The 12,944-nt window shown below is 67.9% G+C and carries 12 protein-coding genes; 6 read left to right on the top strand and 6 right to left on the bottom strand.

Going from position 1 to position 12,944, the window contains the following annotated elements; all coding sequences use genetic code 11:
- Nucleotides 1-33 precede the first annotated feature (33 nt).
- Nucleotides 34-597 carry a GNAT family N-acetyltransferase gene (locus ACVOMH_RS01880; protein ID WP_481550859.1) on the bottom strand — a complete coding sequence of 188 codons (564 nt, stop codon included), beginning with the start codon at nucleotides 595-597 and terminating at the stop codon, nucleotides 34-36.
- Between the two features lie 79 nt (nucleotides 598-676).
- On the opposite strand from ACVOMH_RS01880, the gene ACVOMH_RS01875 reads away from it, so the two are divergent.
- From ACVOMH_RS01875 to ACVOMH_RS01860, 4 genes are all read left to right on the top strand, one after another.
- The gene (locus ACVOMH_RS01875; RefSeq protein ID WP_481550858.1) at nucleotides 677-1,855 is read left to right on the top strand and encodes a phosphoglycerate kinase; all 1,179 of its coding nucleotides are present in this window, start codon (nucleotides 677-679) and stop codon (nucleotides 1,853-1,855) included.
- Nucleotides 1,852-2,496 (top strand): HAD-IA family hydrolase, encoded by a 645-nt coding sequence (locus ACVOMH_RS01870; protein ID WP_481550857.1) that lies wholly within the window; start codon nucleotides 1,852-1,854, stop codon nucleotides 2,494-2,496. The genes ACVOMH_RS01875 and ACVOMH_RS01870 overlap by 4 nt, the downstream gene beginning before the upstream one ends.
- Before the next feature lie 369 nt (nucleotides 2,497-2,865).
- Nucleotides 2,866-4,332: a pyruvate kinase gene (pyk, locus tag ACVOMH_RS01865; protein ID WP_054658804.1), complete on the top strand. Its 1,467-nt coding sequence runs from the start codon at nucleotides 2,866-2,868 to the stop codon at nucleotides 4,330-4,332.
- A gap of 158 nt (nucleotides 4,333-4,490) precedes the next feature.
- Entirely contained in the window at nucleotides 4,491-5,495 is a 1,005-nt protein-coding gene (locus tag ACVOMH_RS01860) for a class I fructose-bisphosphate aldolase (protein ID WP_057505625.1), read from the top strand.
- Between the two features lie 77 nt (nucleotides 5,496-5,572).
- Here ACVOMH_RS01860 and ACVOMH_RS01855 read toward each other — a convergent pair whose 3' ends face one another.
- The 3 genes from ACVOMH_RS01855 to cysG all read right to left on the bottom strand — a co-directional run bounded on the left by ACVOMH_RS01855 (nucleotide 5,573) and on the right by cysG (nucleotide 8,805).
- Entirely contained in the window at nucleotides 5,573-6,157 is a 585-nt protein-coding gene (locus ACVOMH_RS01855; RefSeq protein ID WP_057505626.1) for an O-acetyl-ADP-ribose deacetylase, read from the bottom strand.
- Nucleotides 6,158-6,327: 170 nt separating this feature from the next.
- The gene (cysK, locus tag ACVOMH_RS01850; protein ID WP_481524430.1) at nucleotides 6,328-7,287 is read right to left on the bottom strand and encodes a cysteine synthase A; all 960 of its coding nucleotides are present in this window, start codon (nucleotides 7,285-7,287) and stop codon (nucleotides 6,328-6,330) included.
- A 21-nt stretch (nucleotides 7,288-7,308) separates the two neighbouring features.
- The gene (gene cysG / locus ACVOMH_RS01845) at nucleotides 7,309-8,805 is read right to left on the bottom strand and encodes a siroheme synthase CysG (RefSeq protein ID WP_481550856.1); all 1,497 of its coding nucleotides are present in this window, start codon (nucleotides 8,803-8,805) and stop codon (nucleotides 7,309-7,311) included.
- 130 nt (nucleotides 8,806-8,935) lie between these two features.
- Between cysG and ACVOMH_RS01840 the strand changes: the two genes are divergently transcribed.
- Nucleotides 8,936-9,919, top strand: coding sequence for a LysR family transcriptional regulator (locus tag ACVOMH_RS01840; RefSeq protein WP_481550855.1), 984 nt, complete (start codon nucleotides 8,936-8,938; stop codon nucleotides 9,917-9,919).
- A 124-nt stretch (nucleotides 9,920-10,043) separates the two neighbouring features.
- Entirely contained in the window at nucleotides 10,044-10,478 is a 435-nt protein-coding gene (locus ACVOMH_RS01835) for a BLUF domain-containing protein (protein WP_481550854.1), read from the top strand.
- A gap of 6 nt (nucleotides 10,479-10,484) precedes the next feature.
- On the opposite strand, the gene ACVOMH_RS01830 is transcribed toward ACVOMH_RS01835, so the two are convergent.
- Nucleotides 10,485-11,219, bottom strand: a complete 735-nt coding sequence (locus tag ACVOMH_RS01830; protein WP_481550853.1) for a phosphoadenylyl-sulfate reductase — start codon at nucleotides 11,217-11,219, stop codon at nucleotides 10,485-10,487.
- Nucleotides 11,216-12,922 (bottom strand): assimilatory sulfite reductase (NADPH) hemoprotein subunit, encoded by a 1,707-nt coding sequence (cysI, locus tag ACVOMH_RS01825; RefSeq protein ID WP_481550852.1) that lies wholly within the window; start codon nucleotides 12,920-12,922, stop codon nucleotides 11,216-11,218. Before cysI ends, ACVOMH_RS01830 begins: the two co-directional genes overlap by 4 nt.
- Nucleotides 12,923-12,944 lie beyond the last annotated feature (22 nt).

Genomic DNA, 12,944 nt, shown 5'->3' with positions numbered 1-12,944 from the left:
GGCCGGCCCTGGGCCGGCGGGGGCTGTGCGGCTTCAGCGGGCGTTGAAGTCCCGCTGCAACAGACCGTAGAAGGCGGTATCGCAAAGCTCGCCGTTCACCCGCCAGCGTTCGCGCAGCAGCCCCTCACAGACGAAGCCCAATCTCTCCAGCAACCGGCACGAGGCGGTATTGCGCGGATCGGCATCGGCCTCCACGCGGCGCAGCTGCAGCCCGTCAAACAGATGGCGAAGGATCAGGCGCAGCGCTTCGCTGGCCAGTCCGCGGCCCTGCCAGTCGCGGTGCAGGCTGTAGCCGATCTCGGCCCGGCCCTGATCCGGGTTAATCGCGAACACCGCGCTGCTGCCGATCAGCCGGTCGCTGCCGGCATCGGCAATCGCCCAGATGAGGATCTGCTGCTCGCGGCGCTGGCGCTGGCGCTGGATCTCGGCGATCTTGGCCTGAGCTTGTGCCAGCTCCGTCCAGGCCGGGTAGCTCCAGTAACGCATCACCACCGGGTCGGAATGGATGGCGAACAGCGCAGGGGCATCGTCGGGGCGGACTTCGCGCAGCCGCAGCCGCGCGCTGTGCAGCTCCGGTTGGAACAGACGTGTCTGCATCGCAATGACCTCCAGTTTGCCCCGGTTGGCAGGGCGGGCGAAAATGCCGGACTACCCCACCTGCGGAGCAGATCCTGCCATGTCCATCGTTCGTATGACCGACCTCGACCTTTCCGGCAAGCGTGTATTGATCCGCCAGGATCTGAACGTACCGATCGACGGGGACGGCAAGATCACCTCCGAACAGCGCATCACCGCCTCGCTGCCGACCCTGAAGCTGGCGCTGGAGAACGGCGCCGCGGTGCTGGTGACCTCGCACCTGGGCCGCCCCAAGGAAGGCGTGTGGAGCGCCGCCGATTCGCTGGCGCCGGTGGCCAGGCGCCTGTCCGAACTGCTGGGCGTGGACGTGCCGCTGGTCAAGGACTGGGTGGACGGCGTGGACGTGGCCCCGGGCCAGATCGTGCTGCTGGAGAACTGCCGCATGAACGTCGGCGAGAAGGCCGACGATGAAGCCCTGTCGAAGAAATACGCCGCGCTGTGCGATGTGTTCGTGATGGACGCCTTCGGTACCGCGCACCGCGCCCAGGCCTCGACCCACGGCGTGATCCGTTTCGCCCCGGTTGCTGCCGGTGGCCCGCTGCTGATGGCCGAGCTGGACGCGCTGGACAAGGCCCTGGCCAACCCGGCGCGCCCGCTGCTGGCGATCGTGGCAGGCTCCAAGGTCTCGACCAAGCTGGAACTGCTGTCCAGCCTGGTCGGCAAGGTCGACCAGCTGATCGTCGGTGGCGGTATCGCCAACACCTTCATCGCGGCCGAAGGCCATGGCGTGGGCAAATCGCTGGTCGAGAACGACCTGCTTGATACCGCACGCAAGATCGACGCCGACGCCAAGGCGCGCGGCGCCGAGATTCCGCTGCCGACCGACGTGGTGGTGGCCCCGGCCTTCGCCGCCGACGCCCCGGCCACCATCAAGCCGGTCGATGCGGTGGGCAGCGATGACATGATCCTGGATATCGGCCCGGCCACCGCCACGCAATACGCCGAGCTGATCGCCAAGGCCGGCACCGTGGTCTGGAACGGACCCGTAGGCGTGTTCGAGTTCGACGCGTTCGGCAAGGGCACCGAGGCGCTGGCACGCGCCATCGCCAGTTCCAAGGCGTTCTCGATCGCCGGTGGCGGTGACACCCTGGCGGCGGTGGACAAGTACGGCATCGCCAAGGAAGTGAGCTACATCTCCACCGGTGGCGGTGCGTTCCTGGAGTTCCTGGAGGGCAAGACCCTGCCGGCCGTGGCCGCGCTGGAGGCCCGCGGATCGTGATCCGCGATGTGCTGTTTTTCGATCTGGATGGCACCCTGATCGAATCGTCGGTGGGCATCACCCGTTGCGTGGCCTATGCGCTGGAGAAGATGGGCCAGCCGGTGCCGGCGGAGAACGAGCTGCGGCGCTGGATCGGTCCGGCGCTGCGTACCAGCTTCGCGCCGGTGTTCGGTGATCCGCAGCAGGTCGAGCAGGCGGTGGAGCTGTACCGCGAGCGCTTCGACAGCGACGGCTGGAAGGAGCACGAGATCTATCCGGGCATCGGCGAGGTGGTGCGGTCGTTGAAAGCCGCCGGCCACCGCCTGGCCGTGGTCACCGCCAAGAACGAGCCGCACGCGCAGCGGATCGTCGCGCATCTGCCGTTCGGTGACTGCTTCGAGGACGTGATCGGTGCTACCCCGTGTGGAACGCGCAGCCACAAGCCGGAGCTGGTGGCCGAGGCGCTGGGGCGGCTGTCACTGCAGCCGGCCGATTGCTGGATGATCGGCGACCGCCGCATGGATATCGAGGGCGCCCGCCACCATGGCATGCGCAACATCGGGGTGCTGTGGGGCTTTGGCGGGCGGCAGGAACTGGAGGTCGCCGGCGTCCACGCACTGGCCGCAGCTCCGGAGGATATTCCGCTGCTGCTGCAGGCCTGATGGAACGCAAAACGCCGGCGCGAGCCGGCGTTTTGCTTGGTCGCTTGCGCACGGTGGGACGATTCGCCGAAAAATAGGGGTGCGGTGCGATGTCTTTGTTGTCCGGCCGGTGTCAGATGGATGTCTCGCGGGAAGGGGCTGATGGCCTGACGGGACTTCTGTCGTTTACACCTGACCGGCAAGGGTCAGGGCAGTGTCGCATACGGGCGTGATCGAGGACGCGCGATGGCGTACGCACGCCGATGTCTTGCCAGGCTGTCTTTGCTGTCTGCGGGACATCGCGGTATTTGTCACGCGACACTCGCCGCGACATCGTTGTCATAGCGCGAATATGCTAATTTCGATGGTCTTTCAGGGAGACCCCGCACAATGATCGAACGCCAGCGCCGTACCAAGATCCTCGCCACCCTCGGGCCTGCAACCGACGCGCCGGGCGTGCTGGACGATCTGTTCCGCGCCGGCGTGAACGTGGTGCGTCTGAACTTCTCCCACGGTGATCCTTCCGGTCAGGCCAAGCGTGCCGCCGAAGTACGCGCCGCCGCGGCCCGCGTCGGTATGGAAGTGGGCATCCTGGCCGACCTGCCGGGCCCGAAGATCCGCATCGAGCGCTTTGCCGAGGGCAAGGTGCAGTTGAAGGCGGGTGACCGCTTCGACCTGATTGCCAGCGAAAATGCCGGGCCGGGCACGGCCAGCCAGGTGGGCGTCAGCTATCTGGGGCTGCCGCAGGACGTGGGTCCGGGAGATGTGCTGCTGCTGGACGACGGCCTGATGCAGCTGCAGGTGGTCGAGGTGCAGGGCGAGCGGATCATCAGCACCGTGCTCAACGACGGCGTGCTGTCCGACCGCAAGGGCCTGAACAAGCAGGGCGGCGGCCTGTCGCTGGGCGCGCTGACCGAGCGCGACAAGGAGCTGATCGGCATCGTTGCCAAGATCGGCGTGGACTTCATCGCCGTGTCGTTCTGCCGCAACGCGCAGGACATGAACGATGCGCGTGAAATCGCCCAGTCACATGGCTGCTACGCCGCGCTGGTGTCCAAGATCGAGCGCACCGAGGCGATCGAGAACCTGGAGGAGATCGTCGAGGCCAGCGACGTGGTGATGGTGGCCCGTGGCGACCTCGGTGTGGAGATCGGCGATGCCGAACTGCCGGGCCTGCAGAAGAAGATCATCAAGGCCTCGCTGGCGCAGAACAAGGTGGTCATCACCGCCACGCAGATGCTGCAGTCGATGGTCGAAAGCCCGATCCCGACCCGCGCCGAGGTGCTGGACGTGGCCAACTCGGTGATCGACGGCACCGACGCGGTGATGCTGTCGGCCGAAACCGCGGCCGGTGCCTATCCGGTCAAGGCGGTCGAAGCGATGGCCCGCATCTGCCTGGGGGCCGAACGCCAGTTCCAGACCGAAACCGACTTCAACGCCTCGCCGCGCAACCTGCAACGGGCCGACCAGGCCATCGCCATGGCCACGATGTTCCTGTCCCAGCACGTGGGCGTGCGCGCGATCGTGGCGATGACCGAATCCGGTGGTACCGCGCGGTTCCTGTCGCGTTTCCGTGCCAAGTCGCCGATCTTCGCGGTGACCCGCCATGATGGCGCGCGCCGGCAGATGGCGCTGATGCGCGATGTGTTCCCGATCAACTTCGACAGCCGCGGCCTGACCCCGCGCGAAGCCGCCCGCGGTGCGATCCGCCTGCTGGTCGAGGCCGGGCAGCTGCAGGCCGGTGACCGCGTGGTCTTCACCAGCGGCGAGCACATGGAAACCCTGGGCGCGACCAACACCCTGCGCCTGCTCGAAGTCGGTGCCGACGGCCGCGCCAGCGGCCTGGGCGACCTCTGACGTCATGCGTCACCGCTCCGGTCAGGAAGCTGATCGGAGCGGACAGGTTTTGTCCTGTCGGGACGGGACGAAACCCGCGCCAGACCCTGCGGGCGACCAGCCCGCAGAGCGGGCGGGCTATAATCGCGGTTTTCCCGCACTCCGTCACAGGTAAAGAGATGAGCATCGAACTGCTGGCTGAAACCGCCCAGGCCATGGTTGCCCCGGGCAAGGGCATCATCGCCATTGACGAATCCACTGGCACCATTGCCAAGCGTTTCGCCAGTGTCGGCATCGAGAACACGGAAGAGAACCGCCGTGCCTACCGCGAGCTGCTGCTGACCACGCCGAAGCTCAACGAGCACATCTCCGGCGCGATCCTGTACGACGAGACCATCCGCCAGTCGACCAAGGACGGCGTGCCGTTCGCCAAGTACATGGCCGACCACGGCATGATCCCGGGCATCAAGGTTGATACCGGCGCGCATCCGCTGGCCGGCTGCCCGGGCGAGATGGTCACCGAGGGCCTGGACGGCCTGCGCGCGCGGCTGCAGGAGTACTACAAGCTCGGTGCGCGTTTTGCCAAGTGGCGTGCGGTGATCAACATCGGCGAGAGCATCCCCTCGGGCACCTGCATCGAGGTCAACGCCCACGCGCTGGCCCGTTACGCCGCACTGTGCCAGGAAGCCGGCCTGGTGCCGATGGTCGAGCCGGAAGTGATCATGGACGGCGACCATGACATCGAGACCTGCTACGAAGTCACCGAGGCCACCCTGCGCGCGCTGTTCGATGCGCTGTACCAGCAGAACGTGGTGCTGGAAGGCACCATCCTGAAGGCCTCGATGGTCATCTCCGGCAAGGGCTGCGACGAGCAGGCCGATGTCGAGGAAGTGGCCGAATCGACCGTGATGTGCCTGAAGTCGGTGGTACCGGCGATCCTGCCGGGCATCGTGTTCCTGTCCGGCGGCCAGAGCGACGAGCAGTCCACCGCCCACCTCAATGCCATGAACCAGCTGGGCACCCTGCCGTGGCCGCTGAGCTTCTCCTACGGCCGCGCCATGCAGCAGGCCGCGCTGAAGTTGTGGGCCAAGGACATGAAGGGCAACTACGCCGCTGCACAGAAGACCGTGTACGAGCGTGCCAAGGAAAACGGCCTGGCCGCACTGGGCAAGTGGGAAGGCTGATCGCCTCTTCCGTGTCCTGAAACAGCGAAACGCCGGCCCTGTGCCGGCGTTTTCGTTTTTCCTTCCCGGCTCCCGGCTCAGGTCGCGGCCGCCAGCCCCTGCATCAATGCCGAGCTGCCCCCGCTGCTGTCGATCTGGCCGCTGCGGTTCAGGGCCTGCTGGTAGATCTTGAATGCCGCCGCGTTGTAGGCCACCAGGATGATGCGCAGCGGGCGGGTATGGCTCTTCCGCCAGGTCAGCGTTTCGGTCACCGCGATATCGGCGGCCTGGTGCAGCGGGTAGCCGTACACGCCACAGCTGATGGCCGGAAACGCGATCGATTGCAGCTCCATCCGTTCGGCCAGGCGCAGCGACTGCCAGTAGCAGTTGGCCAGCAGCGCGGCCTCATCATGGCGGCCGTCGCGCCATACCGGGCCCACGGTGTGGAACACATGCCGTGCCGGCAGCGCATGGCCGCCGGTGGCGCGGACCTCGCCGGTGGGGCAGCGGACGCCGGGGCGCAGCTCCGGCAGCTGGCAGCACTCGGCCAGCAGGCCGGGACCGGCGGCACGATGTATCGCCCCGTCCACGCCACCACCGCCCAGCAGGGTTTCGTTGGCGGCGTTGACGATGGCGTCAACGTCCAGTTCGGTGATGTCGCCGTGCCAGATTTCGATGCTCATGGTCCCGATCTTCCACCGCCCTGTATGAGAGAAACGTGACGGGCGCCTGCGTGCACCCGCTGCCGGCGAAGCCTGGCGCTGGCGTGTCTCACAGCCTGCGATTGCAGTTGCCGGAATGCATGAAGGCCGCGGGTAGCGGCCTTCATGGGTGATCACTGCTGAAATGCAAATTACGGCAGGCCGGCCAGCCAGTCGTCGTCCGAGCCCTCGTTGATATCGGCGAACAGCGGGGTGGAGAAGTAGCGCTCACCGGTGTCCGGCAGCATCGCCAGGATCACCGAGCCGGCGTCGGCGTCGGCGGCGATATCCAGCGCGCTGGCGACGGTGCCGCCGGCGGAGATGCCGACGAAGATGCCCTCCTCGGCGGCCAGCCGGCGTGCGGTCTCGATCGCACGGTCGTCCTGCACCGCCAGCAGCTGGTCGTAGACCGCGCGGTTGAGCACGTCCGGGACGAAATCCGGCGTCCAGCCCTGGATCTTGTGCGGAGTGAACTCCTTGCCGGCCAGCAGTGCGGCGCCGGCCGGTTCGGTGGCGATGATGCGGGTGTCCGGGCGCGCGACCTTCAGCACCTCGCCCACGCCGGTGAGGGTACCGCCGGTGCCCCAGCCGCTGACGAAATAGTCCAGGCGCCGGCCGGCGAAATCACGCAGGATCTCCGCCGCGGTGGTCTGGCGGTGGTAGGCCGGATTGGCCGGGTTGGCGAACTGGCTGGCCAGGAACCACCCGTGCTGGTCGGCCAGTTCCCTGGCCTTGCGCACCATGCCGCTGCCGCGTTCGGCCGCGGGAGTCAGGATCACCTTGGCACCGTAGGCGCGCATCAGCTTGCGGCGTTCGATGGAGAAGGTTTCCACCATCGTCGCCACGAACTTGTAGCCGCGTGCGGCGGCGACCATGGCCAGCGCCACGCCGGTGTTGCCGGAGGTGGCTTCGACGATGGTGTCACCGGGCTTGAGCAGGCCTTTTTTCTCGGCATCGAGAATGATCGCCAGCGCCAGCCGGTCCTTGACCGAGCCGCCCGGATTGAACGATTCGACCTTCACATAGAGGTCCACGCCGGCCGGGGCGAGCCGGTTGAGCTTGACCACCGGGGTGCTGCCGATGGTGTCGAGAATAGTGTTGTAGATAGCCATTGAATGCTCCGGGGAAGGCGGTCAGGCGGCGTCGGCCAGTGTCGGTGGCGAGGTCTTTGCGGGAGGTGAGGAAAGGGTGGGGGGGACCTGCAGCGGCGCGTGACCGAACCAGTGCAGCTCGTCGGCCAGCGCGGCGACATCGCCCAGGATCAGCAGCGCCGGCGATTGCACCCGGTACAGGTGGGCGGCCTCGGGCAGGGTGTCCAGCTGGCCGCGGACTACCCGTTGGCTGGTGCGCGAGCCGTTTTCGACCAGGGCGAACGGCGTCGCCGCGCACAGGCCTGCTGCGAGCAGACCGCTGCGGATCTGGGCCAGCGTCGCCACCCCCATGTAGAACACCAGCGTCTGCCGCGGTAGCGCCAGCGCGTTCCAGTCCAGCGTGTCCAGCGAACCCTTGCAGTGCGCGGTGACCAGGCGCAGCTGCTGGGCATGGTCGCGATGGGTCAGCGGAATGCCTGCATAGGCCGCGCAGGCCAGCGCGGCGGTGATGCCCGGTACCACTTCGTAAGCGATGCCGTGTGCGCGCAGGAACTGCAGTTCTTCGCCCCCCCGGCCGAACACGAACGCATCGCCGCCCTTGAGCCGCACCACGCGTTTGCCGGCGCGGGCGTGTTCCAGCATCAGCGCGTGGATGTGGTCCTGCGCGGTGCTGTGGCCCTGCGCGGATTTGCCCACTTCAATGAAATCGGCGTCGCGTCGCGCCAGCTGCAATACCTCGGTGCTGACCAGCCGGTCGTGCAGGATCACATCGGCCTGGTTGAGCGCGCGCAGCGCGTTGAGCGTGAGCAGTCCCGGATCGCCGGAACCGGCGCCGACCAGCACCACCGAGCCGGGCGTCGCGGTCGGTTCGCCGGCCATGTCCTGCCGCAGCTGGCCTTCGGCGGCGACCCACTGCCGGCGCCGCAGCAGGTCCAGCAACGGGCCGTCGATCAGCCGGTCGAAGAAGCGGCGGCGCGCCCCCAGCTCCGGAAAGCGGGCGCGGATGTGCGCGCGCTGGTCGGTGACCAGCGCAGCCAGCTGGCCCCAGGCCTGGTCGAACAGCACTTCGATCCGGCGGCGCACGTGGCGGGCCACCATCGGCGCGCCGCCGCCGCTGGAAATGGCGATCTGCAGCGGACCGCGCTCGACCACCGCCGGCACGTGGAAGGCCGACAGCGCGGCATCGTCGACCACGTTGGCGAACAAGCGGCGCGCGTGCGCGGCGGCCGCCACGGCCTGGTTGGTCGCCGGATCATCGGTGGCGGCGATCACCAGCCAGACATCCTCGCCGAGCCAGTGGGGTGCGAACGGCCCCTGCAACCATTGGATGCGCAGGGAACGCGCCAGTTCCTGCAGGGCCTCGCTCAGTTGCAGTGCGCCGACCCGTGGCAGTGCGCCGGCGCGCAGCAGCGCCTGGACTTTGCGTTCGGCCACCGCTCCCCCGCCCACCACCAGGACGGCCCGGCCACGCAGGTCGGCAAACAGCGGAAACAGGGAGGTGTCCAAGGTCGGTGGCACGGGGGTGGGGAAGGGACGCATGACCGTACCGGCGGCCCGGAATCCCCGGAAATGACTTGCGCCACCTCGCACATGACTTTCAGTTATAAGCTGAAGGGGAAATTTGACCTACAGTCCTCCGTCCCCCTCGACCGGTGTTCCGTCTCCCGCGATGACCCTCACCCAACTGCGCTATCTGGTCGCCATTGCCGATGCCGAGATGAACATCACGCTGGCGGCGACGCGGGTGCATGCCACCCAGCCAGGGCTGTCCAAACAGCTCAAGCAGCTGGAGGACGAACTGGGCTTTCTGCTGTTCGTGCGCAAGGGGCGCAGCCTGGAGTCGGTGACGCCGGCCGGTGAGGAGGTGATCAGCCGTGCTCGCGCGGTGCTGGCCGAGGCCAACAACATCCGCACCTATGCGGCCAACCAGCGCCGTGAAAGCCACGGCCAGCTGATCCTCACCACTACCCACACCCAGGCCCGGTTCGTGCTGCCGCCGGCGGTGGCGCGGATCAAGCTGGCCTATCCGCAGGTCAGCGTGCATCTGCAGCAGGCCGCCGAAAGCGACGCGCTGGACCTGCTCAGCCAGGGCGATGCCGACATCGCCATCATCAGTACGGCCGGCAGCGAACCGAGCACCGGCATCGCGGTGCCGCTGTTCCGCTGGCGGCGGCTGGTGCTGGTACCCAGGGGCCATCCGCTGGACCGCCCGGGCAAGGCGCCGGACATGGCCGCGTTGGCGGCCCATCCGCTGATCAGCTACGAATCCTCGACGCGGCCGAGCTCGTCATTGCAACGGGCCTTCGCCGCGCAGAAGCTGGAGCCGGATCTGGCGCTGACCGCGCTGGATGCGGACCTGATCAAGACCTATGTGCGTACCGGTCTGGGTGTGGGCCTGCTGGCGGAGATGGCCGTCAGTGCCGGTGACAGCGATCTGCGCGCGTGGCCGGCACCGGCGGCCATTCCCGAGTGCATCGCCTGGGCGGTGCTGCCGCGCGACCGGGTGCTGCGCGACTACGCGCTGGAACTGGTGCACGTGCTGGCCCCGCAGATCGACAAGCGCGATCTGCGTCGCGTGCTCGACGGCAACCAGGCGGCCGACTGGCCGCGGCCGCCGAGCTGGGAAGAACTGACCCAGACCATCACCAGCTGAGGCGGTGCGGGCAACCGATCACGCTGGCGTCGCCGTCTGGCCGGTGGTGTGTTCGAGCTGGCGCGTCTGCCCACGGTGAGGCTTTGCTACGCTGCAGGCCGTTTCCACGAGCTCGGGGATGTGCATGGAATTTGCCGCGGTGGCCTATCGCAGTACCGCCGTGTCCGGGCTCGGCAGTGACGAGCTGGATCATCTGCTGGTGGGCGCGCGTGCGCACAACCGGATGGAGGGCGTCACCGGCGTGCTGCTGTATGACGGGCGCCATTTCTTCCAGTATTTCGAGGGGGAGGCAGCGGGGGTGGCGCGGATCTACGCGCGTATCCGCGCCTCGCGGCTGCATGTGGACCTGCAGGAGCTGCAGCACGGCCCGGTGTCGCAGCGGTATTTCCGGCACTGGTACATGGGCTGCCGCCAGACCGGCAACAGCGTGCTGCAGCAGCTCAGCAGCCAGCAGTGGCGCCGCGAAGCGACCGCGTTGGACGGCGGCGGCGCGGATGACCCGCCGGGACTTCAGCAGCTGCGCGATTTCTGGGCACGCCAGGAGGGCGTGGCGCGCTGAGCCGGTTCAGATCTCCTCGTGCAGCCCGCATTCGCGCTTGAGGCCGAAGAAGCGGGTGTCCTCCTCGCGCATGCCCGGCTCCCACCGCCGGGTGGTGTGGAAATCGCCGATGGAGACATAGCCCTGTTCCCACAGCGGGTGATAGGGCAGCTGGTGTTCCTGCAGGTACTGCCACACGTCGCGGTCGTTCCAGTCGGCGATCGGATTGATCTTGTAGCGCTCGCCGCGCCGCTGCAGCACCGGCGTGGCGGCGCGGCTGGCCGACTGCCCACGGCGCAGGCCGGTGAACCAGGTGCCGGCCTGCAACTCGTCCAGCGCGCGCTTCATCGGCTCGACCTTGCGCAGGTTGTTGTACTGCTCGATACCGACCACGCCCTGTTCCCACAGCCGGCCGTGACGGGCCTCCATCCAGGCGCGGCTGACCAGCGGCCGGTAGACCTTGAGGTTGAGCTTCAGGCGCTCGGTCAGCGCGTCGGCGAAGCGGTAGGTTTCCGGGAACAGGTAGCCGGTATCGACCAGGATCACCGGGATGTCCGGTTGCTGGCTGCTGAGCAGGTGCAAGGTCACCGCCGACTGCGCGCCGAAGCTGGAGGACAGCACGTGCGTCCCCGGGGCATGTCGCAGTGCCCAGCGCACGCGATCGGCCGCGCCCATCGCTTCGAGCTGCGCGTTCAACGGACCCAGGTCGTCGGGCAGGCCGGCAGCGAACGAAGGAGAGGGGGCGGCGGACAGGGCACTCATGCGTGCAGTTCCACGGGAATCTGGCGGTGGGTGGGGTAGGTGGGCAGTTCGACGATGCCGGCGCGGTGCAGGAAATCACCGAAGCCTTCACCGCCGGTGCGCTCGCCGGCATAGCGGGCCAGCAGCGGTTCCAGCGCGGCGAGGATCTCCGGCTCGGTGATGTTTTCGCGGTACAGCGTGTTCAGGCGCTGACCACGGTGATCGGCGCCGAGCATCAGGTTGTAGCGGCCCGGGGCCTTGCCGACCAGCGCGATCTCGCCCAGATAGGGACGCGAGCAGCCGTTCGGGCAGCCGGAAATGCGCAGCAGGATCGGCGCATCGACCAGCCCGTGCCGCTCCAGCAGCGGCTGCAGCCTGGCGCTGAAGTCGGGCAGGTAGCGTTCGGCTTCTGCCATCGCCAGGCCGCAGGTTGGCAGGGCGACGCAGGCCATGGCCGCGCGCGCCAGTGCGGTCGGCGCGCGGTTGCCAATGTCGAGCCCGGCGGCTTCCACCAGGGCATCGATGCGGTCGCGCTGGTCGGCCGGCACGCCGGCGATCACCAGGTTCTGGTTGCCGGTCATGCGGAACTCGCCCTGGTGGATGCGGGCGATCTCGCGCAGTGCGGTCAGGTGCGGCGCGCCGGGACGGTCGGCGATCCGTCCGGAGGACAGCGACAGGGTCAGGTGCCAGCGGCCGTCGCCACCCTCGACCCAGCCGTAGCGGTCGCCGTTGTGGACGAACGGCTGCGAGCGGCCGGGCTGGAAGGTAATGCCGGCACGGCGCTGGATCTCTGCGGTCACCGTGTCCAGGCCGTGGTCGTCGATGGTGTACTTGAAGCGGGCCCGCTTGCGCAGTTCGCGGTTGCCCAGGTCGCGCTGGGTGGTGACCACGGCGGTGGCCACATCCAGCAGGGCATCACGCGGGATGAAGCCGACGTTGTTGGCAAGGCGCGGATAGGTTTCGGCATCGCCGTGGGTGGCGCCCATGCCGCCGCCCAGGGTCACGTCATAGCCGAGCAGTTCACCGGCAGCGTCCAGCACGCCGATGAAGCCCAGGTCGTTGGCGAACACGTCCACATCGTTGAGCGGCGGCAGCGCGAAGCCGATCTTGAACTTGCGCGGCAGGTAGCGCTCGCCGTAGACCGGCTCGTCCTCGCTGCCGCTGCCGGCCACCCGCTCCTCGTCCAGCCAGATCTCGTAGTAGGCGCGGGTGTTGGGCAGCAGGTGCTCGGAGGTGCGCGCGGCATCGGCATACAGCGTGGCATGCGCGCGCGACAGCAGCGGGTTGGCCGCGACCAGCACGTTGCGGTTGACATCGCCGCAGGCGGCCAGGGTGTCGATCAGCGCGGCGTTGATCGCCTGCATGGTCGCCTTCAGCTCGCGCTTGATCACGCCATGGAACTGGAAGGCCTGGCGGGTGGTGATGCGCAGCGAGTGGTTGCCGAAGCGGGTGGCCACGGCATCGAGCTTGAGCCACTGCTCCGGGCTGACCACGCCACCGGGTGTGCGGGTGCGGATCATGAACTGGTAGGCCGGTTCGAGTTTTTGCCGGCGGCGCTCGTCGCGCACATCGCGGTCATCCTGCTGGTAGCTGCCGTGGTACTTGATCAGGGTCTGGTCGTCCTCGCGCAGCGCGCCGGTGACCGGATCGGCCAGGCTCTCTAGCAGGGAGCCGCGCAGCCGGTTGCTTTCGGCCTTGATGGATTCGACGGAGTGGTTGCTCATGTTCTGTTCGCTATGCCGGAAA

The sequence above is a fragment of the Stenotrophomonas sp. STEN013 genome (genome assembly GCF_056760355.1).
This window is presented reverse-complemented; position numbering and strand designations above follow the sequence as displayed.

What these genes read in the sequence shown, in the direction of transcription:
- ACVOMH_RS01840 (WP_481550855.1), top strand. Translation starts at nt 8,936, where the DNA reads ATGACCCTCACCCAACTGCGCTATCTGGTCGCCATTGCCGATGCCGAG.
- pyk (WP_054658804.1), top strand. Translation starts at nt 2,866, where the DNA reads ATGATCGAACGCCAGCGCCGTACCAAGATCCTCGCCACCCTCGGGCCT.
- ACVOMH_RS01830 (WP_481550853.1), bottom strand. Translation starts at nt 11,219, where the DNA reads ATGAGTGCCCTGTCCGCCGCCCCCTCTCCTTCGTTCGCTGCCGGCCTG.
- ACVOMH_RS01875 (WP_481550858.1), top strand. Translation starts at nt 677, where the DNA reads ATGTCCATCGTTCGTATGACCGACCTCGACCTTTCCGGCAAGCGTGTA.
- cysK (WP_481524430.1), bottom strand. Translation starts at nt 7,287, where the DNA reads ATGGCTATCTACAACACTATTCTCGACACCATCGGCAGCACCCCGGTG.
- ACVOMH_RS01880 (WP_481550859.1), bottom strand. Translation starts at nt 597, where the DNA reads ATGCAGACACGTCTGTTCCAACCGGAGCTGCACAGCGCGCGGCTGCGG.
- ACVOMH_RS01855 (WP_057505626.1), bottom strand. Translation starts at nt 6,157, where the DNA reads ATGAGCATCGAAATCTGGCACGGCGACATCACCGAACTGGACGTTGAC.
- cysG (WP_481550856.1), bottom strand. Translation starts at nt 8,805, where the DNA reads ATGCGTCCCTTCCCCACCCCCGTGCCACCGACCTTGGACACCTCCCTG.
- ACVOMH_RS01835 (WP_481550854.1), top strand. Translation starts at nt 10,044, where the DNA reads ATGGAATTTGCCGCGGTGGCCTATCGCAGTACCGCCGTGTCCGGGCTC.
- cysI (WP_481550852.1), bottom strand. Translation starts at nt 12,922, where the DNA reads ATGAGCAACCACTCCGTCGAATCCATCAAGGCCGAAAGCAACCGGCTG.
- ACVOMH_RS01860 (WP_057505625.1), top strand. Translation starts at nt 4,491, where the DNA reads ATGAGCATCGAACTGCTGGCTGAAACCGCCCAGGCCATGGTTGCCCCG.